A 23214-nucleotide genomic window follows, 5' to 3' on the forward strand; every position below is an offset into this window, starting at 1 on the left:
GCAATTTGGCGGGTGTCAGTCGCTGTCTTCAGGAACCGCCTGCGGAAACGATGGGCGTAAAGCTGCCATCGGCCGCGATACGTGTCAGGAACACATCATCCATGCCCTGATTGTCATCGGCCCCAAACATCATGGTCACGCCGCCAAGATCGACGGCCTCAAGACCGCCCATGGCAGACAGAAAGCTCTCACGCGTCAACGACTTGCCCGCTGCATTCAGACCTTCAATCGCCAAACGCCCAACCATGTAGCCTTCCAGGGTCACGAAACCCGGCTTTGCTTCCGCATCAATCGCGGCCAAAGCTTGAGTGTACTGCGCCACAACTGGAATGGAGGCATCCCATGGGAATGGCACCACCTGGCTAATGATGACCCCTTCACCATCGGCCCCAAGTTCATTGGCAAGCGCAGAGGAGCCCACAAAAGAAATATTCACAAACTCCGCATCAATTTTCATCTTCCGCGCCAGCTTGATAAACTCGGCAACAGGCTTGAACGCCCCAACCATGACAACGGCATCTGGTTTTGCTTTGCGGATCGACAGCAGGGCTTTTTTCACGGCAACAGTGTTGCGGGTGTAGGTGCCTTCCGCCGCAAGGCTCATGCCACGCTTTTCAAGCGCTGCGTTCACACCGGAAAGCCCCACACGGCCAAAGCCGTCGTCCTGATAAAGGATTGCGATGTTCTGGAGCCCCTGCTGATCGACCAGATATTCAATCCACGCTTCTGTTTCAGCGGCATATGTTGCACGCACATTGAAGATGTTGCCGTGGCTCGCATCCCGCAGAAAACCTGCACCGGTAAATGGACCGATGAACGGCATGTTGGCTTCGGTCGCAATAGGCTGCGTCGCCGATGACGTCGGCGTCCCCACCGAACCGATCAGACCGATATGGTTGCCCCCTTCAACAACTGATTTGACGAGCGTGGCCGAACGATCCGGCTCATAGCCGTCATCCATACTGTCCAGTTTGAGCATACGACCATGCACACCGCCCGCCGCGTTTGCCTCCTCAAAAGCGGCCATAATTCCAAGACGCATGCCAGTCCCAAGCGCAGCCGCAGGGCCATCCAGCGCGGCCACCTGTGCAAAGGTCACGCTGGTGTCTGTGATGCCCTGTTCTGCGCTGGCAAACATGGGCAATACGGCAAAAATGGCTGCCGCGAGTATCGTGTTTTTCGAAAACATGTATAAATCTCCGGTTCGCTGATAATTGCAGCCTTGAAGCCGGGCGATAAATTTCAGTTAATCGCGAAATGAAATTGCGCACAGCGGGCGCGAAACTTGCTTCAATTTTATCAATCCCCAAAAATCATAGAGATTCATGCACTCTGAGGTGTATCGGTCAGACCACCACTCATCCCAACTCTTAGGATATGAACGATTCTTCCGTAACTGCGTGTTAAGCTTTCCGTCAGTGCAGGCGCGACCCCGCGCGCTGCGCGCCGGTTTTCAACGCCGCCTCCCCCGCAGAAATTGACACCTCTTCCCCAATCCGCTACCTCGCCGCCTTCACGGCATTTTCAAAACAGACAAAGGTTGGGTCATGGGACGTAAGCGCAAAGGACGTGATATTTCTGGCTGGCTCGTGGTCGACAAACCCGCAGGCATGACCTCCACTTCTGTGGTGAACAAAGTGCGATGGGCCTTTGACGCCAAGAAAGCAGGTCACGCAGGCACGCTTGATCCAGACGCGACCGGCGTTTTGGCCGTCGCGCTCGGCGAGGCCACAAAAACCGTGCCTTTCATCACCGACGCGCTGAAGGCCTACACGTTTACTGTGCGTCTCGGTCAAGCCACCAACACCGATGACGCAGAGGGCGAAGTGATCGCGTCCTCCGATCTGCGCCCCTCTGACGAGGAGATCAAAGCCGCACTCGGTCAGTTTGTTGGCGACATCATGCAGGTGCCCCCCAAATTTTCCGCAGTGAAAATCGACGGTCAGCGTGCCTATAAGCTGGCCCGCGATGGCGAAGACGTGGAAATCGCCGCCCGCCCGCTCTGGGTTGAAGAGCTGGTGATGGTGGACCGCGAAGACAAAGACCACGTCACCCTTGAAATGACCTGCGGCAAAGGCGGCTATGTGCGCTCCATTGCCCGCGATCTTGGCGCCGCACTTGGCTGTCACGGCCATGTGCGCGAATTGCGCCGCATCTGGTCCGGCCCTTTTGACGCCGCCGACGGCCTCACCATCGAGCAGATCGACGAAATGGCGAAACAGCCCGAACTCGACACCCACCTGCGCCCGCTTGAGCAAGGTCTAGAGGAGCTCACCGAAGTCAAAGCCACACCAGATGGTGCCGCCCGTCTGCGCAACGGCAACCCCGGCATGGTGATCGCCCATGATGTGGAATACGGCGAGGAATGCTGGGCCAGCTATGAGGGTGAGGCCGTGGCCGTGGGCATCTTCAAAGCAGGCGAGCTGCACCCCAACCGCGTGTTTGTGAAAGCCGGATAACCCTGGTCACTGCGGCATGATCACGCGCCATTTCCAAAAAGAGGATGCCACCTCCTCCGCGATCTATTCTGATTGCGAGACCTATCGCTACGCCCTGACCCGTGTGTGGGACGCAGGACAGCAGCGCGTCCTCTTCATCATGCTGAACCCCTCCAAGGCTACAGAGCAGCAGAACGACCCCACCATAGAGCGCTGCGAACGCCGCGCGCGTGCGCTGGGGTTTGGCGGCTTTCGGGCGGTCAACATCTTTGCGCTGCGCGAAACCGACCCCAAGAAAATGCGCGCCCATCCCGCGCCCACCGGACCGGACAATGACGCCATCGTGGCCGAAAGCTGTGACTGGGCTGATGTGATCCTCGCAGCCTGGGGCGCCCATGGCGATCACCTCAACCGCGGCTTTGAAATGCGCGACGTGCTCGCGCAGCTGGACAAACCGATGCACACGCTGGGCCTGACCAAAGCGGGACACCCACGCCACCCACTCTATATTGCCTATGCCCAGCAGCCCGAGCTCTGGGATCTGCCCGCAGTATAACGCACAAAACCCTTTTCTTTTTGACCTTTCGGGACTAAACACGCCCATCCTTCGGAGATTCTCCGGAGGGATCTCTATGGACCCTGCTGGACGACATCCCGGCTTGTGCCCGCAACCCTTTGATATAGGAGACCCCGATGTCGATCACTGTTGAAGAAAAAGCACGCCTGATGAAAGAATTCGCAACCAAAGAGGGCGACACCGGTTCTCCGGAAGTCCAGGTTGCAATCCTGACATCCCGCATCAACACCCTGACCGAGCACTTCAAAACCCACAAGAAAGACAACCACGGCCGCCGTGGTCTTCTGAAAATGGTTGCTCAGCGCCGTAAGCTTCTGGACTACACCAAAGGCAAAGACGAAGCGCGCTATCAGGACCTGATCAAGCGTCTGGGCATCCGTCGCTAAGACGTCGCCGACTGCGAGATTATCTGAAACGCCTGCTCCCACGAGCAGGCGTTTTGCGTTGGGCCGCCTGTCCGGCTTTACGCAAAGTCAAATTTGACAGTCCCGGCACAAGCAAACAGACTATGCTGCCAAAGGGAGAGCACATCATGAAAGACGCATTGTCGGTATTGATCCGTATGGGCAGCCTGCACCGCCTGCTGCCGTTCTGGCTTGTTGGTCTGTGGCTGATCACCCAGAATCTGGCGTGGTGGATCCCGGTCGCGCTGGTCTATGGCTACATCGCGCAGCTGTTTGTGGAATACGCCATGCACCGTTTCTTGCTGCACCGCGAACCGCCCACCGAACAAAGCGTGTTTAACGAACTCTACCGCAGCCACATCGGCCATCACGAATACCCATCCGATGCAGAGTTTTTCACCGGCGGCGACCACTGGTACCCGGTGCGCTTCGGCCTGATCTCTGTTGCCATTCACACGGCCCTGCTATGGCCACTGCTGGGTCTCAGCATGGCGTTCATGGTTGCGTATATTGCGTTGTTTGTCGGATCCGTGACCGCCTTTGCCACCTATGAATACTGTCACACCCTGTCGCACCTGAATGTGAAAAAGGGCCGCTTTGGCCAATATGTGACCCGCAAGCACCTTGCCCATCACTTTCAGGACCATCACGCCACATTTCAGGTCAGCTTTGGCTTTGATTGGATCGACCGCCTGTTTGGCACCGCCCATGACAAAGACGTGGCAAAAGAGCGATTTGATCGCAAAACCATTTTGTCGATGGGCATGGATCCCGAAGATCTGCGCCTTGTGACCGCACGCAAAGCTTTTGGCATCAACCGCCGCCCCGGTGCCAAAAAAGCGTCTTCCTAAGCCACCACTGAAAGTTTCGGCCTGCCCACTTTGCGATGGGTGGGCTTCACCCCAGCCGGAAAGCGGTGTGAAAAACTAAGCCCCGCGCGGATCAGATCAGGGTCCATTCGGCCACGGGTCACAAACGCCACTGCGCTGCGCGCGCCAGAGGCTTTGTCTCGGCGCATGTGATGCAGCATCGACATAATCTGCATCTCATCATCTGTCATTTTCAGCCGCGCCTCTGTGCACAACGGGTCCATCATCTCAGGCCCATCTTCACGGCTTTCAGCCAACGCCAGCGCAACCTTGTTCAGCAAGTAGGCAGCAGGCAGACCAACCGCCTCGCCCCACCGCTCGACTGCAATATCTTGCCCTCGGGTCCATCCGTGTGGATCGGCTTCATAAAGACCCAGCATGATGTGGCGCAAAACCGCCAGCAAGCCAAATTCGAATTCGTCACAGCCAATCGTGCGCAAAGCTTCGATCGGGCGCGCAAGGGCGTCGGTATTTTCAACCAAACTCATGCCCGCTTCCTCTCGTGTCCGGGCACTTCAGTGATTGGCACCACATTGTCTGGCAAATCGCTCGGCGCAATCGGCCCTGCCTGCATCGGAGAGGCCGCCACCGCAGGAAACCGCAGGCTTGCTTCCATTGCCGCGCGCAACTCTGGCTTTAAGCCGCAACCGGCCTTTTGTGCCAAGGCATCAGCCGCCAACAGATCCCGGAAAATAGTCGCCATGCTCGGTCCTTTCACAGAGACATTCGAAATGGCGATGCACAGCACCAAAGACGCGCGCACCGTCACTTCATGAATTGGAAAACCACAGCTATGCTCGAGGGTAGACTGGCTAGGTGCGCGCTTTCTGACAAAATTAGTCAGAAATTGCAATAGCGGAATTTCGCACACCGCAACGAAAAATGCCGCGGCCCCCGGACCACGACATTTTCAATCAACGTCAAATGTTTAACAGCTCAGCGCCCGCTGTCCTGCGCCTTGATCACTCCGGCCACACGGTTGCCTATGGCGCGGCTTCCCTTAAGCGAGGGGTGAATCATGTCGCCACTGTGGAAGCTGCGATTGCCATGCGGCACCAGATCCGCCAGCGACACAAAATGCACCCCGCTATCTAAGGCGGCGAGCTTGGCGATCCGTGCTTCCAGCGCATCCCCATTGTCGCGACACCCTTCAATCGGCGACCAGGCGCCGGGACTACGCAAATAGCCGACCCATGCCACCTGAGCACCTTTGTTGCGCAAGTCCTGCACCAGCATGGGGATTGCACCGCGCTTGCCATCTGCACTGATCAGCTTGTCCATTTTTCGCGTACATTTGCCACAGCCGCAGCCGAACCAAAGATCATTGCCCCCGCCATTCAGAACCACCCAGTCCCAGTCTCCCTTACGATACTGGCTGGCGATCTTCATGCCCATTGCCCCGGAAATCGGCAAATTATACAGCATGCGCGCCCCGCTCACCGCAGTACTTGCCACCGGCTCACCCAGCGCGATCTCCATCGCGTGCGATACCGACTTTTGCGTCACACTGTGCCAGGCCATCATGCTGTCGCCCATCGCCAGAATGCGCGGGGCATCCTCGGGCGCAGTCACCGCGTTTTTGGCCACAACATCCGTCGTGGAGCTTGCCGCAACGGCCGCATTGGCATCCTCAGAAATCTCGTCGGGCATGGCCTCAAGCGGCGGCGTCGATGCGCATCCCGCAACAAGAAACACAACGGCAAAGCCGATGGCCAACAAAAGGGTATATGGGGCTCTTATCAAATACTCTCGCATACGCACGCCTGGTCCAACAAATATCGAATCGATCACGGCAAGCCCCCAAGCCGCATCAACTCGGCACAGTCTCACCCAATTTATGGTTAATTGCCACGATCAGGTCGTGAACAATCTGTTGCGCTTCCCGCCATAGTAGCACAATCGCAGGTCAGAAACACGTGCATGTGCGCGGGCCGCCTGCTCAGCTTATGCAAAATCAGGTTTCCAAAAGCCTTATTTTCCGATATGGGCCAGCCATCTGAAAGCTTGCGCTCTGATCCCGGCGCTCGAAGCAAGATAAGGGGGATCGGCGGCAATGGGGCCGCTATTTCAAACGGGAGACCCGGGATACGCCCGGGAGGGCTCCCAGCTAGGATACGATGATGTTCGAAGTAACAAAGAAATCCATGCAGTGGGGCGAAGAGACGCTCACACTGGAAACGGGCAAGGTTGCCCGTCAGGCCGACGGTACCGTGATCGCCACTCTGGGCGAAACCTCCGTCATGGCCAACGTGACCTTTGCAAAGGCACCAAAGCCCGGTCAGGACTTTTTCCCGCTGACCGTACACTACCAAGAGAAATACTACGCCGCCGGTAAAGTACCGGGTGGCTTCTTCAAGCGCGAAGCGCGCCCGACTGAAAAAGAAACCCTGACCGCGCGTCTGATCGACCGTCCGATCCGCCCGCTGTTTGTTGATGGCTTCAAAAACGAAGTTCTGGTGATGTGCACCGTGCTGTCCCACGATCTGGTCAATGACCCAGACATCGTGGCAATGATCGCAGCCTCTGCCGCGCTCACCATCTCTGGCGCACCATTCATGGGCCCAATCGCGGGCGCACGTGTGGGCTTTGAAGACGGCGAATACGTTCTGAACCCAACCGTTGACGACATGCAGGACCTGCGCTCCAACCCAGACCAGCGTCTGGATCTGGTTGTGGCCGGCACCAAAGACGCCGTCATGATGGTTGAATCTGAGGCTTACGAACTGACCGAAGCAGAAATGCTCGGCGCTGTGACCTTCGCCCACGAGCAGATCCAGCCAGTGATCGACCTGATCATCGATCTGGCCGAAGAAGCGGCAAAAGAGCCGTTTGACTTCCAGCCACCAGAATACACCGAGCTGTTTGACGCGGTGAAAGCAGCTGGCGAAGAGCAGATGCGCGCAGCTTTCGCTCTGCGTGACAAGCAGGAGCGCACTTCCGCTGTTGCCGCTGCCCGTGACGCGATCAAAGAAGCGCTGTCTGAAGAGCAACTCGAAGACGCAAACCTCGGTTCCGCGCTGAAAAAGCTCGAAGCAGGCATCCTGCGTGGCGACGTTGTGAAAACCGGCGTCCGTATTGACGGCCGTAAAACCGACGAAGTCCGTGACATCGTTTGTGAAACCGGCATGCTGCCACGGACCCACGGCTCCGCTCTGTTCACCCGCGGTGAAACTCAAGGCCTCGTGGTGACCACTCTGGGCACCGGCGACGATGAGCAGATCATCGACGCGCTGCACGGCAACTTCCGCTCCAACTTCCTGCTGCACTACAACTTCCCCCCCTACTCCGTGGGTGAAGTTGGCCGCGTGGGCTCCCCGGGTCGTCGTGAAATCGGTCACGGCAAACTGGCATGGCGCGCGCTGCAGGCAGTTCTGCCAGCGGCAACCGACTTCCCATACACCGTGCGTGTGGTATCCGAGATCACCGAATCTAACGGCTCCTCTTCCATGGCGTCCGTTTGCGGTGGCTCCCTCTCCATGATGGACGCAGGTGTGCCTCTGAAATCCGCCGTTGCCGGTGTGGCCATGGGCCTCATTCTGGAAGACAGCGGTGACTACGCGATCCTGACCGACATCCTGGGTGACGAAGACCACCTCGGCGACATGGACTTCAAAGTGGCGGGTACCGAAAACGGCATCACCTCGCTGCAGATGGACATCAAAGTCGCAGGCATCACACCTGAGATCATGGAAAAAGCGCTCGCGCAGGCGAAAGAAGGCCGCATGCACATCCTGGGTGAGATGAACAAATCTCTCTCCGGCGCATCGGAATTCTCCGTCCACGCACCGCGCATCGAAACCATGAACATCCCAACCGACAAGATCCGCGAAGTGATCGGCTCCGGTGGTAAAGTGATCCGCGAGATCGTTGAAGTCTCCGGCGCGAAAGTCGACATCAACGACGAAGGCGTGATCAAGATCGCAAGCCCGAACGGCGACTCGATCCAGAAGGCCTACGACATGATCCACGCGATCGTGGCAGAGCCAGAAGAAGGCGCGGTTTACACCGGTAAAGTTGTGAAAATCGTCGACTTCGGTGCCTTCGTGAACTTCTTTGGCAAGCGCGACGGTCTGGTGCACGTGTCTCAGATCGAGAACCGCCGCCTGAACCACCCTTCCGACGTTCTGAAAGAAGGCCAGGAAGTGAAAGTCAAACTGCTTGGCTTTGACGACCGCGGCAAGGTGCGCCTGTCCATGAAAGTTGTGGATCAGGAAACCGGCGAAGAGATCGTTCCTGAGAAAAAAGAAAAGTCTGACGACTAAGTCTTGAATTTAAGACACCAGAGAGCCCCGGCCATTGGTCGGGGCTCTCTTGCTTAACGGCTTTGGCGACAGTGTGGGACAAAACATGCCACAGCAACAAGATGAAGCTCCACTCGCACAAGTGGCGACTTGGGTCATCAATTTGGAAACGGACGCTGAGAGGCTTCGCGTAACAGGCAGCCTATTGCAAGACGCGGACCTCCCATGGTCTCGCTTTCCTGCTGTCGATGGTCGGGCAACCAATCTGAAAACCCATCACCTGAACAATAGTAAGCGACAATCCCATTTGTTTGGGCGTGAGTTGAACAGTGGCGAAATTGGGTGTTTCCTCAGCCACTTACATGCACTCGAAAAATTTGCCGCCGGCTCCGAAGAATACCTTCTCATTCTGGAAGACGACGCCGATGTTCCGAAATCATTGGCCCGAGACGTATATGAAATAATAAAGTGGCACGAAGCAAATCCCAAACACCGTTTGGATTGCGTCAATCTTTGCAATGCATCTCGCAAACGAAACACACCGCTCGCGGCACTGTCAGGTCGTCAACTATTGCGGTCTTGGTATTTCCCGGTTCTCACGACCGCTTGCCTGTGGACCAAAGAAGGCGCACGCGCGTTTGTAAACCAAGTGCATCACGGCGGCATTGACGGCCCACTTGACGATCGCATGCGCGCTTGGTTCGCCAAGACAGGTGGCGGCATGCACCTGGACCCAGTCCTTGTACCTCCGCGGCAGGTTGCAAGCTCCATAGACGCAATGGGATCCCGGTCCACAAGCACTTTGCCACGCTCAAAGCAGATTCTGCGGCGAAAGCTCCCAGTCTACGGGTGGGTTTTTCTGAACAAACTCAAGAGCCTCTTCCGGGCTTCGTAGCAAACGGATCGATGAACCGAACGCTGAAGGCCGCAAACAAATCGACCGCCCCCGGAAACAGGAGCGGTCATATTTTTCTCAGCGGCTAATGGCTTTAGGCCGCCACCCACTCTTCGTCATCATCATCTTCAAACAAGATGGCGTCTTCAGAGGCTTCCTCAACCGCTTCCGCCACACGGAACCCGGACAACCCATCCACCAGACGATCCACCGCCATATCCAGGCTGGAGGTCGCCGCAGAGGCTTCTTCAGACCGCGCAGCATTGGCCTGCGTCTCAGAGCCAATCGTTTGCATGCTGTCTCGGATTTGAGCCACCGATTGCGCTTGCTTGTCAGAGATCTCGGAAATCTCGGCAATATTGGTGCGCACTTCGCTCACATCGCCCAAAATGGTCTCCAGCGCCTCACCAACTTCACGCACCAGCGACACGCCGCTGGACACATGCCCGTTGCTTTGGCTGATCAGCCCATTGATGTTTTGCGCAGCTTCAGCCGACCGGTGCGCCAGCTCGCGCACCTCCGAGGCCACGATCGCAAACCCTGCGCCCGCTTCCCCGGCCCGCGCCGCCTCCACCCCGGCGTTCAGCGCCAATAGGTTGGTCTGGAACGCAATGTCCTCAATCAGCGCCACAACCGTGTCAATCTGCGCTGAACTCGCTTCGATTTCATCCATTGTGCTGACAGCTTTGCGCACAACTTCAGTGCCTTCGCGGGTCAGCTTTGTTGTGTTGTCAAACCGGTTTTGGGTATCGACAGCTTTATCAACTGCGCCCTTCATGGCATCCGCGATCTGCTCAACAGCCTCAGTGACATGCTGCAGCTCACCCGCTTGTTTTTCCGTGCTGTGCGCCACATTCAAAGACACTTCACGCAGTTCGCGGCTGTCTGTTTCGATCTGATTAGAAATCGTGGTCACAGAGCTGACAATGCCACTCAGCGACGTCACCGACGCATTGAAGCTTTTGCGCAGATCCTCATAGCTGTCCTCAAACGGAGTACGCACATAAGCGTCGAGATTGCCTTCAGAGATCAGCGTCAACTTGTCATGCAGCGTCTCCACCACTTCGGTTTGCACTTTCTCTTTGGTCTCAATGCTGGCCTTTTCCTCATTCAGCGTATCCATCAGATCTTGCTGCGCTTGTTGCTCTTTGGCCAGCTCCTGCAGCTGCTTGCGATAGTTGTTCACCGACACAACCAGAATACCAGTCTCCGCAACCACAATCAGCGCGTGCACAATGGTTCGCCCAAGGTTCTCAACCAAATCAACAGACGGGTAAACCATCACTGGGAACAGAAACGTCAACGCCAGATGGTGAACCGCGACAACACCAGCGGCGGCCAAAATCGCAACCGGACAGATCATCACCGTCAAAACCGCCAACATCGCAAAGAACATCATATGAATGTCGAGCTGCCATGCATGGCCAGCCATAGCTGCAAGCAGCACCATAATTTGGCCAGAGCTTGCAACGGCAACGCTCAAACGCGCAGCCAAATTGCCTTGCAGGCGCATCGCATAAACCGACAGGCCAACCAGCACCGCCGAGGCGCCGCCAAGCGCCACAAAATTGCCGCCGCGCACAATTGCGACGCCAAAGGCCAACGCACCCAAGAGCGCTGTGACAATTGCGACGACTTTCACACCAGTCTGGTGTGATTGGGTAAGTTTGGGATGTTCAATCATGTTTTCACTCCGCAGAGCCAGGATAGCGCTTCGCCGTCCAAAATGGCCCATGCCCCGTTTTCCTTAAGTCTGTCTTCAAAATCTTCGGCATCAGATGCGCCCATGACCGCCATTGGCGCACGCGAGACGCCAATCACCCAGCCACCAGAAACCTCAACTATGCGGTCCAGATCAGCGCCCGGCGCTGCCACCACCACCACCGGCGCACCTTCTTTCAACGGCGCGCCCACAACTGCCAGAACCGGGGTTACCGTCAGGCAGAAAACGATTCCAAGAATCGCAGGCAGAAATTGGACAGGTCGGGTCATTCGTCCATCTGCGCGCAAAATAATTGCCACCAAATTAATCGATGCCAGCAAGCGCAGAGACAAACGCCTAAGAATTTATCGGTTTTCACAGAGAAGACGGTGCAGTTGGAGCAAATCAATCAAAGTAAAGAAAAAGGCGCCGCACATATCGCACGACGCCTTCTCAATGGGTTGTTTGTATGCCGTAGCACCGTCAGGGTACTGACGTCATTTAATTAACCTGGCAACTTAGTGGTGCGCAGATAAGGGAAATGCGTGGTGAACTCCCCGTATTTGGCAGTCGCGTCCGCATCGCTCACAGCAACCGGGATGACCACATCACCACCCGGTGTCCAGTTTGCCGGAGTCGCAATGTTTTCCTTCGCCGCGGTCTGCAATGCCTCAAGCGCCCGCAGAATCTCCGCAAAATTGCGCCCCACATTCATCGGATAGGTCATTGATAGCTTCAGCTGCTTGTCAGGCCCGATGATAAAAACAGAACGTACAGTGGCACTGTCAGCAGGCGTGCGCCCATCTGGCAAGTAGGCTTCTGCTGGCAACATATCGAAGGCTTTGGACACCTCTAGCCCCTCATCTGCGATGATCGGAAATCCAGCATCCGCACCGCCATAGCTCTCAATGTCCTTCTTCCAGCCCTTGTGGTCTTCGACACCATCAACGGAAACACCCAACACTTTGGTACCACGCTTGGCCCATTCATCTGCCAATTGCGCCACGGCACCAAATTCAGTCGTGCAAACCGGCGTAAAGTCCTTGGGGTGCGAAAACAGGATCGCCCAGCTGTCACCTATCCAATCATGAAACGTAATCGTGCCCTGATCCGTTTCTGCCGTGAAATTTGGCACAGTATCATTAATTCTAAGGCCCATCTGAATCTCCCTATTCGCGGGTCTGTCTGTCAGCGGCAAATGCTGTCGCAGTAAAAAATACCTCGTAGGAAATGGCAGCTCAGAATAGGCCTTTCCATCCGCAGGCAGGCACAGACTACATCACCAGCTTCTAAGCACCACCCCTTTTGGGATCAGGATATATCCAAAATAACCCGGCGTCCGATTGAGTGTACACACTCTTGCACCGCCCGGATGTCGCGGGCAGAGTGCCCGCAAGGATCGATAGGGAGGGAACCATGATCGATAAACGCCAATTCTACATCAACGGCCAATGGGTTAATCCCGTGGTTGCCAATGACCTCACTGTCATCGACCCATCCACCGAAGAGCCCTGCGCGGTGATTTCTCTCGGTGATCAGGCAGATACAGACGCCGCCGTGGCCGCGGCACGCGCCGCCTTCCCCGCCTGGGCGGACACCCCACTGGAAGAGCGTGTGGCACTGGTCAAAAAACTGCGCGAGATCTACGTCGCCCGCCGTGCAGACATGGCCGAAGCCATCCGTGCCGAAATGGGCGCGCCGCTTGATCTGGCCAGCAACAACCAATGGGGCGCCGGTGTCTGGCATCTGGATGGTTTCATTGAAGCGCTGGAGAACTTCGAATTTGAATACGCCATGGGCGCAGACCGCATGCGCAAAGAGCCCATTGGTGTCTGCGGCATGATCACCCCTTGGAACTGGCCCATGAATCAGGTCTTCCTGAAAGCGATCCCCGCGCTTCTGGTGGGCTGCACCATGGTTCTGAAACCTTCTGAAATCGCGCCGCTCTCTTCGATCGTCTTTGCCGAAATGATGGACGAAGCGGGCTTCCCTGCGGGCGTGTTCAACATGGTCAACGGCGATGGCGTCGGCGTCGGCAGCCAGCTCTCATCCCACCCCGATGTGGATATGATCAGCTTCACCGGCTCCACCCGCGCAGGCATCGCCATCTCCAAAGCCGCCGCCGACACGCTCAAACGTGTCAGCCTGGAACTCGGAGGCAAAGGTGCCAACATCATCTTTGCCGATGCGGATGAAAAGGCCGTCAAACGCGGCGTGATCCACTGCATGCAAAACTCCGGCCAGTCCTGCAACGCCCCCACCCGCATGATGGTGGAAAGCAGCGCCTATGCCGCCGCCGTGGAACAGGCCAAAGCCGCCGCCGAAGCGGTCCAGGTCGGTGCCACAACAGAGGCGGGCCGCCACATCGGCCCAGTGGTCTCCGAGGTGCAGTTCAACAAGATTCAGGGCCTGATTGAGATCGGCATCAAAGAGGGCGCAACCCTCGTCGCCGGTGGCCTTGGCCGCCCCGAAGGCATGAACAAAGGCTATTATGTGCGCCCCACGGTCTTTGCCGATGTCACCCCGGACATGACCATCTACCGCGAGGAAATCTTCGGCCCAGTGCTCGCCATCTCCCCGTTTGATAGCGAGGCGCAGGCGGTTCAGATGGCCAATGACACGGTCTATGGCCTCACCAACTACATCCAGACGCAGGATGACGACAAACGCCTGCGTGTCGCCCGTCAGGTGCGCTCCGGCATGGTGGAAACCAACGGCGTGGGCCGCGTCAACGGCTCCCCCTTTGGCGGCTACGGCCAATCCGGCAATGGCCGCGAAGGCGGCGGCTGGGGTCTCGAAGAGTTCTGCGAAACCAAGGCGATCTCCGGCGTGCCAATGGGCTGACCGGAAGGCTCCAACAAAACAAAAGGCCGCAGCACACCGCTGCGGCCTTTTTTATTGATGCTGTATTTATGCGGCTGGCTTGCGCGAACGATTGCGCCGCCGACGCGGGCGTCCGCCACCGGGCTTGTCAGTGCCATTGGCCGCGCTTTTGGGCTGTCCGCCAGCAGGTTTGGCACCACCGCCGGGCTTTCCGCCGCCGGGTTTGCTGCCTCCGCGCTTGCGCCCCGGCCCGCCGGAGCGTGGCCCAGCCCCGTATTCTTTCTTCATCTCCCGAAGTTCATCGGTAGGGCGGTCAAACTTGCGCCCGATCAGCTTCTCGATGTCCTTCAGATAATCCCGCTCATCCAGCGCACAGAAGGAAATCGCGCGCCCGTCGCGGCCCGCCCGCGCGGTGCGGCCAATCCTGTGCACATAGCTTTCAGCCACATTGGGCAGGTCAAAGTTAATCACCAGCGAAATCACCGGAATATCAATCCCGCGCGCCGCCACATCTGTCGCCACCAGCACAGTGATTTCACCATCGCGAAACGCCTTGATCGCGCGGTCCCGCTGCCCCTGGCTCTTGTTGCCGTGGATCGAAGCCGCGTTGAATCCATCAGAGACAAGCTGCTTCATCATCCGCTCCGCACCATGTTTGGTGCGCGAAAAAATCAGCGTGCTCTCGCCCATGTTCTCCGACAGGATCTCCCGCAGGCGCACGCGTTTTTCGCCCTTTTCCAGATACTCCACGCTCTGCGTGATCTTATCCGCGGTTTTGCCCGGAGGCGCGATCTCCACCCGTTTCGGCTTGGTCAGATAGCTCTGGCTCAGCTCTTCCATCTGCTTGGGCATGGTGGCCGAAAACAGCATGGTCTGGCGCGGCGTGCCCAGATGCGGCGCGATTTTGCGCAGCGCATGGATAAAGCCCATGTCCAGCATCTGATCCGCCTCATCCAGCACCAAGTTGGTAACAGTGGACAGGTTGATTTCCTTGCGGTCCAGCAGATCAATCAACCGCCCCGGTGTGGCCACCAAAATATCGGTGCCACGCGACAGCATGGCGATCTGGCGGTTGATCGACTGGCCGCCCACCACAGTCATAACCTTCATCGGTGTGCCCTGCACCATCGGGCGCAGGTTGTCGGCGATCTGATTGACCAGCTCGCGCGTCGGGGCCAGCACCAGCGCTTTCACGGATTTCGGCATAGGCTTACCCGGCTGTTCCAGCAGGCGATCCATCATCGGCAGACCAAAGGCCAGCGATTTCCCGGTGCCTGTCTGTGCAAGGCCTAGAATGTCATGTCCTTCAAGCGCCAACGGTATCGCCTTGGCCTGAATCGGTGTCGGGGCGTCAAAGCCGTGTTTCTTCAACCCTTTGAGCAGGGTGGATGACAGGCCCAGATCTTCAAATTGCGCCACAATATGTCCTTTCAACCGCACGCAGGACGCACGGCAAACAGCGGTGCCAGCGGCATCCGCTCAGAGGTTTGACAGCACCGCCATTGCACAGACCCATTCTGCGCCAACCCGGCCTATCCGTCAGAACCCTGCGTGATGGGAACGAAAGCGTCGTTGATGCGCCTGTCCGCCCTCTTGGGGGCGCGGCGCGGCCTGCTCACGCGGCTGCGCAACGACGCGCCTCACATATAGGCTTGTCAAAAAATGTCAATGTCTTTGCCTTATCGCCAGTCCAGCACCACCTTACCCGACTTGCCGGATTTCATCGCCGCAAACCCCTCTTTAAAGTCTGCCATCGGCAATTGATGCGTGATCACCCGGCTGACATCGAGGCCATTTTGCAGCATCGCGATCATCTTATACCAGGTCTCAAACATCTCCCGGCCATAGACGCCCTTGATGGTGATCGCCTTAAACACAATCCGGCTCCAGTCCACAGGCGACCGCCCGGGCGGAATACCGAGCAGGGCAATCTTGCCGCCCATCACCAGCGCCTCCACCATCTGATCCAGCGCCACCTGCGCGCCGCTCATCTCAAGCCCCACGTCAAAGCCTTCTTTCAGGCCCAGCGAGTGCATCACGTCATTGAGGTCTTCCTGCGCCACATTCACCGCGCGTGCGTTGGGCACCACATGTGTGGCCAGCGCGAGCCGATCCGGATTGATATCCGTGATCACCACATGACGTGCCCCTGCATGTTTGGCCACCGCCGCCGCCATGATCCCAATCGGCCCCGCGCCTGTGATCAGCACATCTTCCCCCAACAGATCAAAGCTCAGCGCCGTGTGCACAGCATTCCCAAGCGGGTCCAGAATCGCCCCGATCTCATCGGGAATATCATCGGGCAAAGGCACCACATTAAACGCCGGCAGCCGCAGATATTGCGCAAAGGCCCCTTGCACATTCACACCAATGCCGCGCGTGCCGGGATCAAGGTGAAACTTTCCCGCCCGCGCCTGACGGCTTTCATGGCCAATGATGTGCCCTTCCCCCGAACAGCGCTGACCAATCTCAAGCCCCTCGACGCGCCGCCCAATCTCAACGATCTCCCCGGCAAATTCATGGCCAGTGATCATCGGCACCGGCACCGTGGCGCTGGCCCAGTCATCCCAGTTCCAGATATGAATATCCGTCCCACAGATCCCGGTTTTGTTGACCTTGATCAACACCTCATCCGGCCCGATCTCAGGCACCGGCGCCTGCACCATCCACAGCCCCTCCTCAGGGTGGGATTTCTCAAGCGCTCTCATTGTGTTTGCGCGCATCTGCTCACTCCCACAAATCGGTAGACAGGTACTTCAAACCACTGTCACACATCACAATCGCCACACAGCCGCCCTTTTCCGGCCCGCGCAGCAGATCCACCGCCGCCGCCAGATTGGCCCCTGCAGAAAAGCCTGCGAAAATCCCTTCGCTCTGCGCCAGCAAACGCGCGCCCTCGCGCGCGGCGTCCCCCGTCACCGACAGATGCCCCGCCAGCGCAGTACCATTCAGATGCACCAGATCGCCCATCGCGTAGCCGCCCCCCTGAATTGGATGCTCTGCCTGCGTCACAGTTTCCCCTGCAATCGCGCGCGCGCCCTCCGGCTCCACCGCATAACAGCGCACACCTTTGGGGCCGAGATATGCCGCCGCCCCCGCCAATGTGCCGCCAGACCCGGCAAAGTCACAAAAAGCCGTCACCGCCCCGTCAGACTGCGCCCAGATCTCCGGACCTGTACCGCTTTCATGCGCCTTCGGGTTGCCCACATGTCCAAACTGATCTGCGCGAAACGCCCCGCGCTCTTGGGTGATCCGCTGCGCCGCCTCATCCACCATGGCAAGGTCCGCACCAGAGACTTCGCCCGGCTTGCTGCCCGCGGCCTGCGGCACAATCACCACTTCCGCGCCCAGCGCCCGCATCATGCGGGCGCGCTCAACCGAGTTGCCCGCGCTCATCACCGCAACAAACGGATGCCCCAGAATGCCGCACACAATCGCCAGCCCGGTGCCCATATTACCAGAGGTCAGCTCCACCACCATCTGCCCCGGTGCTAGCGTGCCATCCCTGCGCGCCATCTCAATGATCGCCTTGGCCGCACGGTCCTTCTTGGAAAACCCCGGCAGCAGGTAATCCAGCTTTGCCACAATCCGCCCGTCCAGCTCCAACCGCGCGCAAATCCGGCTCAGCTCCACCAGCGGCGTGTCGCCAATTGCCTCAACAACAGAGGGTAAGATCATGTCAAAACTCCCAGCTCTTTGCCCACTTTGCCAAACGCCGCCAGCGCCCGGTCCAGCTCTTCTTTGCTCAAGGCCGCATTCATCTGCGTGCGAATGCGCGCCTGCCCGCGTGGCACCACCGGAAAGAAGAAACCAGAGACATAGACCCCCTCCTCAAACAGCCGCGCCGCCATCTCCTGTGCCAGCGTCGCCTCCCCAAGCATCACCGGAATGATCGGATGTTCCCCCGGCAGAATGTCAAAGCCCAGCGCCTCAAGCCCGGCCCGCCAATAAGCCGCATTCTCAAACAGCCGCGCGCGCATCTCTGCGCCCTCTTCCACCAGCCGCAGCGCTTCGATCCCCGCAGCAACAATGCTCGGCGGCAGCGAATTGGAAAACAGATAGGGCCGCGCCCGCTGCCGCAGCAGGTCGATCACTGGCTGCGGCCCCGCGATGTAACCGCCGATTGCCCCGCCAAGTGCCTTGCCCAAAGTCCCGGTGAGAATATCCACATCCACGCCAAAGTGATCCGGCGTGCCCGCTCCGTTTGGCCCCATGAACCCGGTCGCATGGCAGTCATCCACCATCACCACCGCGTCATACTCTTTCGCCAGCCGCGTGATCTCCGGCAGGTTCGCCAAGTAGCCATCCATGGAAAACACCCCATCGGTGGCAATCATGATATGGCGCGCGCCCTCATTGCGCGCATGTTTCAGCATCTCTTCCAGATCATGCATGTCATTGTTGGCGTACCGATAGCGCTTCGCCTTACAAAGCCGGATGCCGTCAATGATCGACGCATGGTTCAGGCTGTCAGACACAATCGCATCTTCCGGCCCCAACAGCGGCTCAAACAGCCCGCCATTGGCATCAAAACAGGCGGCAAACAGGATCGCGTCATCCTTTTTCAGAAACCTTGCCAGCTTCTGCTCCAGCTCCCGATGAATATCCTGCGTACCACAGATGAAGCGCACAGAAGCCATGCCAAAGCCGCGTGGTTCCATCGCCCCCTTGGCCGCCTCAATCAGCGCCGGATTGTCCGCCAGCCCAAGATAGTTGTTGGCGCAAAGATTGATGACCTCGCGCTCTCCAACCGCAATTTCCCCGGCCTGCGGCGAAGTGATCATGCGCTCCCGCTTCATCATCCCCTCCGCCTCAATGGTTCTGAGCGTGGCGCGGATGTCGTTCAAAAAAGCGTCTGACATGGGAATCTCCATAATGATGGACAATCATCTACCATAGCGGATTTACCTCCGTGAAGAGGGAATTTCACTATAACGGATAAAAATCCTTAATTTCGGAATTCACTTAACTTCAAGGTATCATACAAACGGCAGCATCGGCCGGCCGATAGGTCGGGCCGCACCAATCGCGCGACAGGGTATTGCAACAGGCAATGTCCCGAAAGCGGGCCTGCCCCTCGGCAGGTGCATTGGCAACGCTAGATGAAGTGGAATCGGTTGCGGGTTTTGACAGGCTTTGATCCAAAACCTCCGTCTGACTGCACCTACTCAGGCAGGCGCACCCCTACGCGCCAAACCTCACCCATTCTTCACAATCAAAAACACCCGCGCGGCCTCACTGGCCTCAATGGCATGGGTCACATCCGCCGCATACCGCGCCGTATCCCCTTCCGCCAAATCCTGCACTGCCGATCCGCTGCTCACTCGAACAGCGCCTTCCAGCACGGTCAGTTGCTCTGTCGCGCCGCGTTTGTGGGGCTGGCTCATCAAACGCCCGCCCGCCTCAAAGCGAATGTCATAGACCTCATGCCCGCCCACATCTTCGGGCGGTGACAGAATATGGATCAGGCACCCTTCGCCCATATTGTCAAACCGCGGCACATCGCTGGCGCGCAGAACCTCAACCTTGTCTGCGGCTTCCGCATCCAGCAGCCCGGCAAAATCCACCTGCAAAGCCCGCGTCAGGTTCCACAGGGTCGCTATGGTTGGGCTGCTTTCACCACGTTCAATCTGGCTCACCATAGATCGGCTCACGCCGGACAGTTTCGCCACAGCATCCAGTGACAAACCTTGCGCACGCCGCGCTTCTCGCAACCGGCTCGGCAGCAAATCCAGAATGGGCAAATCGGTATCCATGCCCCCAGATGCTGCGAACATCCCCAATTTGTCAATCAACAGCCCGCCATCCAACACGCCCCCATCCGTAAGACTACGGGTGCCGCGCTGTGACGCCCCGTTTCTGGTGACGCCCCCTTTCTGCATCTGCATAGTGCAGCGCAAATACGACGGAGAGGAGATCACCCATGTCGGACATCGTAATTCTGGGCGGCGCACGCACCGCTGTTGGCACTTTTGGCGGCGCGCTTGCCAACACCCCCCCTATTGAGCTGGCCACCGCGGTCTCCAAAGCCGCCATCGAACGCGCGGGCGTTCAGGGCGACCAAATCGGCCATGTGGCTTTCGGCCATGTCATCAACACCGAGCCCCGCGACATGTATCTGTCCCGCGTTGCTTCCGTTGAAGCAGGCGTGCCTAACACCACCCCGGCCATGAACGTGAACCGTCTTTGCGGCTCTGGCCTTCAAGCGATCGTGTCTGCCACCCAGTCCCTGATGCTGGGCGATGCGGATTTCGCACTGGCCGGTGGCGCAGAAAACATGTCCCGCTCGCCCTACATCATGCAGCAACAGCGCTGGGGCCAGAAAATGGGCGATGTGAAAACGCTCGACATGATGCTCGGCGCGCTCAACTGCCCGTTTGGCACCGGTCATATGGGCATCACCGCCGAAAACGTCGCCGATGAGCACGATGTCACCCGCGAGGACATGGACGCCTTCGCGCTCGCCAGTCAGGAACGCGCCGCCGCTGCAATCGCAGCAGGGTACTTTGACGAACAGATCACCCCGGTCGACGTAAAAGTGAAGCGCGACATGGTGGCTTTTGCGCGTGATGAGCACCCAACCGCCTCCACTCTGGAGAAACTCGCCAGCCTGCGCCCGGTCTTCAAGAAAGACGGTCGTGTGACCGCAGGAAACGCCTCCGGCCTGAACGACGGGGCCGCCGCTGTTGTGCTGGCGCGCGCAGAGGCAGCAGAGGCAGCAGGTCTGACACCGAAGTTCCGTGTGATCGGCTATGCCCATGCCGGTGTGCGCCCAGAGGTGATGGGCATTGGCCCTGTTCCAGCCGTGGAAAACCTGCTGGCCAAAACCGGCTTGTCCGTTGGCGACTTTGACGTGATCGAAAGCAACGAAGCCTTCGCCGCACAGGCCATCGCCGTGAACAAGGGGCTGGGGCTCGACACCGCCAAGGTCAATCCAAACGGCGGCGCGATCTCTCTGGGCCACCCGGTTGGCGCAACCGGCGCAATCATCACCGTAAAGCTGATGTATGAACTGGAGCGCACCGGCGGTTCCAAAGGTCTCGCCACCATGTGCATCGGCGGCGGTCAGGGCATCGCACTGGCGATTGAGCGGATCTAAATCTCTCTCAGAATCTGGTGGGCGGTCAAATGTTAACGCCTTGGCCGCCCACCGAAATTGCACCTACGCAATACAGTCGCGATACCGACGCAATACCGACAGCTCTGCAAATGGTTAATTTGGGCCCTAATCGACCCAGACAGTGATTCGATCTGACTGACCACGCGCATCGATCACGGTCAGTGTTGCACTGCCCCGCCCAACCGTGGGAACGGTCACATCACTCCTGCGCACCCCACTCACAACTGGCGCGCCATTGGCCAATACGGTCAGCGGATAAACCGCATTTTTGACCTTGAGCGTCATGCCCCCCACCGCATTGGCAAGCCGCGCTCCCTCTGGGGGAAACGCCACCTCAAGGGCGTCCGCTGCGCTCTCAAAAACAGCATTGCGCCCTCGAAATTTCTGAAGCGGTTCAGGCAGTTGCGCCGTATTGACGATCAGCGTTTCAGGCGGCGGCGCTGACAGCGGATCAAGCGTAGGTTTCAGCCTCTGAAACACATCAAACAGCACCGGCGCCGCCACCTCAGCGCCGAAAGCCCCCGGCACAGGTGTCCCATCCGGTCGGCCAATCCAGACCCCAGCCACGTGCCGCCCATCAAAGCCAATCGCCCAAGTGTCCCGATGCCCATAGCTGGTTCCGGTTTTATAGGCCAAGCCACTGCGCGGCGCACCCGCAGGCGGCGCAATATCAGACAGGATATCCCCCAGATGCCAGGCCGCCGACCGGCTCATAACCCTCTGCCTTTGTGAGGTATTTCCCCCAATCTTCCACAACAAAGGTGTCGAAACACCCCCCTGCGGGATCATCGCATAGAGCGTCACCAGCTCTTCCAACGACACCCCAACGCCGCCCAACGCCACCGCCAACCCAGCGGTCCCTCCCGGCACCTCAGGGGCCATCCCCGCCGCGCGCATGGCCGCCATCAAATTGGCCGGCCCCAGTTCATCCGTCAGCATCACAACCGGGATATTCAGCGACTGCGCCAAGGCCTCCCGCACCCGCAACTCTCCGCGAAAACGCCCGTCAAAATTCTGCGGCGCATAGCGCCCAAACCGCGTGGGCCGATCCGCAATCATCGTCTCTGGATGCGCTAGCCCACGATCAAAAGAAAGTCCATAAACCAGAGGCTTAAGCGTCGATCCCGGAGACCTCTTAGCACGGGTCATATCAATAAACCCCTGCCGCGCATCCGCACCAGTGACCCCAGCGGAGCCAACTGAGGCGAGGATCTCTCCGCTCGTGTGGTCCGCCACAACCATCGCAATCGACACCCGCGCCTCCAGCCCGCGCAGTGCGTCCTGTGCGAGAGCCTCCAACGAAGTCTGCAGCGCACGATCCAGCGTCACCTCATGCCTCTGAAGCTCCGGCGTCTCAGCCAGTGCCCGATCCGCCAAATGCATGGCCACCGAGGGAAACGCCCGCCGCCCCCTTGGCACCGGTGTCATCAACGCTCCAGCGACGCTTTCCTGATCTAAAACACCGGCTTCCTCAGCCCGCCTCAGAACCCTTTCCCGCGCGTCCACAGCCGCAGCGGTATGGCGATCTGGCCGCCGCGCATTTGGGCTTTGCGGCAAAGCCACCAAAAGCCCCACTTCCGCAGCTGTAAGTCGTTGAGGTTCTTTGCCAAACCAAGACAGAGTGGCAGCCCGTATGCCTTCGAGATTGCCGCCAAATGGCGCATGGGTGAGATAAAGTTCAAGGATCTCGCGCTTCTTTAGACGCTGCTCCAGCGCGAGCGCAACACGGATCTGGCGCAGCTTGCCCCCCCAGGATCCGGTGCCGGAATCCTCGATCAACCGCGCCACCTGCATGGTAAGCGTGGAGCCGCCAGAGACCACCCGACCGCGCCAAAGAGACTGCGCTGCGGCACGTAAAAGCGCCCGCAAATCAACGCCTTGGTGATCCCAAAACCGTTTGTCTTCATATGCCAGAAGTACATCTATGTAGAGCGAATCCACCTCACCATAGCCCGCACCAAGCCGCCACAATCCCCCTTCAACCGTATAGGCGCGCAGCAGCAAACCGTTCCGATCCACAACTTCCACAGAGGTATCAGCCAGAAGGTTGGGCAGCTCTGTCGTTTCGACCCATTTGTCAAAAGCGTCTCGCGCCCCTGCTACAAACAGAAGCGCCAGCACCAGAAAACCGGGCAAAAACCGCAT

The 23214-nt window shown here is 58.4% G+C and carries 21 protein-coding genes; 8 read left to right on the forward strand and 13 right to left on the reverse strand.

From position 1 onward, the window contains the following. Nucleotides 1-28: 28 nt before the first annotated feature. The gene (locus tag PJL69_RS08400) at nt 29-1189 is read right to left on the reverse strand and encodes an ABC transporter substrate-binding protein (RefSeq protein ID WP_271309249.1); all 1161 of its coding nucleotides are present in this window, start codon (nt 1187-1189) and stop codon (nt 29-31) included. A 358-nt stretch (nt 1190-1547) separates the two neighbouring features. Between PJL69_RS08400 and truB the strand changes: the two genes are divergently transcribed. From truB to PJL69_RS08420, 4 genes are all read left to right on the forward strand, one after another. Beyond that, nucleotides 1548-2459, forward strand: a complete 912-nt coding sequence (truB, locus tag PJL69_RS08405) for a tRNA pseudouridine(55) synthase TruB (protein WP_271309250.1) — start codon at nt 1548-1550, stop codon at nt 2457-2459. A 16-nt stretch (nt 2460-2475) separates the two neighbouring features. Beyond that, nucleotides 2476-2994: a DUF1643 domain-containing protein gene (locus tag PJL69_RS08410; RefSeq protein ID WP_271309251.1), complete on the forward strand. Its 519-nt coding sequence runs from the start codon at nt 2476-2478 to the stop codon at nt 2992-2994. Between the two features lie 137 nt (nt 2995-3131). Continuing rightward, the gene (rpsO, locus tag PJL69_RS08415) at nt 3132-3401 is read left to right on the forward strand and encodes a 30S ribosomal protein S15 (protein ID WP_058241030.1); all 270 of its coding nucleotides are present in this window, start codon (nt 3132-3134) and stop codon (nt 3399-3401) included. Between the two features lie 146 nt (nt 3402-3547). After that, nucleotides 3548-4270, forward strand: coding sequence for a sterol desaturase family protein (locus tag PJL69_RS08420; RefSeq protein ID WP_271309252.1), 723 nt, complete (start codon nt 3548-3550; stop codon nt 4268-4270). On the opposite strand, the gene PJL69_RS08425 is transcribed toward PJL69_RS08420, so the two are convergent. The 3 genes from PJL69_RS08425 to PJL69_RS08435 form a co-directional block, all read right to left on the reverse strand. Then, on the reverse strand, nt 4267-4776 hold the full coding sequence (locus PJL69_RS08425; RefSeq protein WP_271309253.1) for a hypothetical protein: 510 nt from the start codon (nt 4774-4776) through the stop codon (nt 4267-4269). The genes PJL69_RS08420 and PJL69_RS08425 overlap by 4 nt on opposite strands. Then, nucleotides 4773-4991: a hypothetical protein gene (locus PJL69_RS08430; RefSeq protein ID WP_271309254.1), complete on the reverse strand. Its 219-nt coding sequence runs from the start codon at nt 4989-4991 to the stop codon at nt 4773-4775. The genes PJL69_RS08425 and PJL69_RS08430 overlap by 4 nt, the downstream gene beginning before the upstream one ends. Nucleotides 4992-5224: 233 nt before the next feature. After that, on the reverse strand, nt 5225-6079 hold the full coding sequence (locus PJL69_RS08435) for an SGNH/GDSL hydrolase family protein (protein WP_271309255.1): 855 nt from the start codon (nt 6077-6079) through the stop codon (nt 5225-5227). A 329-nt stretch (nt 6080-6408) separates the two neighbouring features. Between PJL69_RS08435 and pnp the strand changes: the two genes are divergently transcribed. Then, nucleotides 6409-8550: a polyribonucleotide nucleotidyltransferase gene (gene pnp, locus PJL69_RS08440; RefSeq protein WP_271309256.1), complete on the forward strand. Its 2142-nt coding sequence runs from the start codon at nt 6409-6411 to the stop codon at nt 8548-8550. Between the two features lie 85 nt (nt 8551-8635). After that, on the forward strand, nt 8636-9424 hold the full coding sequence (locus tag PJL69_RS08445) for a glycosyltransferase family 25 protein (protein ID WP_271309257.1): 789 nt from the start codon (nt 8636-8638) through the stop codon (nt 9422-9424). 94 nt (nt 9425-9518) lie between these two features. Here PJL69_RS08445 and PJL69_RS08450 read toward each other — a convergent pair whose 3' ends face one another. The 3 genes from PJL69_RS08450 to PJL69_RS08460 form a co-directional block, all read right to left on the reverse strand. Beyond that, nucleotides 9519-11108, reverse strand: coding sequence for a methyl-accepting chemotaxis protein (locus tag PJL69_RS08450; RefSeq protein ID WP_271309258.1), 1590 nt, complete (start codon nt 11106-11108; stop codon nt 9519-9521). Then, entirely contained in the window at nt 11105-11416 is a 312-nt protein-coding gene (locus PJL69_RS08455; RefSeq protein WP_271309259.1) for a hypothetical protein, read from the reverse strand. The genes PJL69_RS08450 and PJL69_RS08455 overlap by 4 nt, the downstream gene beginning before the upstream one ends. Before the next feature lie 215 nt (nt 11417-11631). Next, nucleotides 11632-12285 carry a peroxiredoxin gene (locus PJL69_RS08460; protein WP_209097160.1) on the reverse strand — a complete coding sequence of 218 codons (654 nt, stop codon included), beginning with the start codon at nt 12283-12285 and terminating at the stop codon, nt 11632-11634. A 257-nt stretch (nt 12286-12542) separates the two neighbouring features. Between PJL69_RS08460 and PJL69_RS08465 the strand changes: the two genes are divergently transcribed. Next, nucleotides 12543-13970: an aldehyde dehydrogenase family protein gene (locus tag PJL69_RS08465; protein ID WP_271309260.1), complete on the forward strand. Its 1428-nt coding sequence runs from the start codon at nt 12543-12545 to the stop codon at nt 13968-13970. 66 nt (nt 13971-14036) lie between these two features. Here the strand turns inward: PJL69_RS08465 and PJL69_RS08470 are convergent, their stop codons facing one another. The 5 genes from PJL69_RS08470 to PJL69_RS08490 form a co-directional block, all read right to left on the reverse strand. After that, nucleotides 14037-15368 (reverse strand): DEAD/DEAH box helicase, encoded by a 1332-nt coding sequence (locus PJL69_RS08470; RefSeq protein WP_271309261.1) that lies wholly within the window; start codon nt 15366-15368, stop codon nt 14037-14039. A 260-nt stretch (nt 15369-15628) separates the two neighbouring features. After that, nucleotides 15629-16657 carry an L-threonine 3-dehydrogenase gene (tdh, locus tag PJL69_RS08475; RefSeq protein ID WP_271309412.1) on the reverse strand — a complete coding sequence of 343 codons (1029 nt, stop codon included), beginning with the start codon at nt 16655-16657 and terminating at the stop codon, nt 15629-15631. A 19-nt stretch (nt 16658-16676) separates the two neighbouring features. After that, a complete protein-coding gene (locus tag PJL69_RS08480; protein WP_271309262.1) occupies nt 16677-17627 on the reverse strand; it encodes a PLP-dependent cysteine synthase family protein in 951 nt (316 codons plus the stop codon). Beyond that, entirely contained in the window at nt 17624-18811 is a 1188-nt protein-coding gene (locus PJL69_RS08485) for a glycine C-acetyltransferase (protein ID WP_271309263.1), read from the reverse strand. The genes PJL69_RS08480 and PJL69_RS08485 overlap by 4 nt, the downstream gene beginning before the upstream one ends. A 336-nt stretch (nt 18812-19147) precedes the next feature. Beyond that, nucleotides 19148-19705, reverse strand: a complete 558-nt coding sequence (locus PJL69_RS08490; protein WP_271309413.1) for a helix-turn-helix domain-containing protein — start codon at nt 19703-19705, stop codon at nt 19148-19150. 167 nt (nt 19706-19872) lie between these two features. On the opposite strand from PJL69_RS08490, the gene PJL69_RS08495 reads away from it, so the two are divergent. Continuing rightward, a complete protein-coding gene (locus tag PJL69_RS08495; protein WP_271309264.1) occupies nt 19873-21048 on the forward strand; it encodes an acetyl-CoA C-acyltransferase family protein in 1176 nt (391 codons plus the stop codon). 126 nt (nt 21049-21174) lie between these two features. Here the strand turns inward: PJL69_RS08495 and pbpC are convergent, their stop codons facing one another. Next, complete coding sequence (pbpC, locus tag PJL69_RS08500; protein ID WP_271309265.1) at nt 21175-23214, reverse strand: penicillin-binding protein 1C; 2040 nt, start codon at nt 23212-23214, stop codon at nt 21175-21177.

Origin of the sequence: Shimia sp. MMG029 (assembly GCF_027947445.1) — a bacterium.
Classification (GTDB): Bacteria; Pseudomonadota; Alphaproteobacteria; order Rhodobacterales; family Rhodobacteraceae; genus Shimia.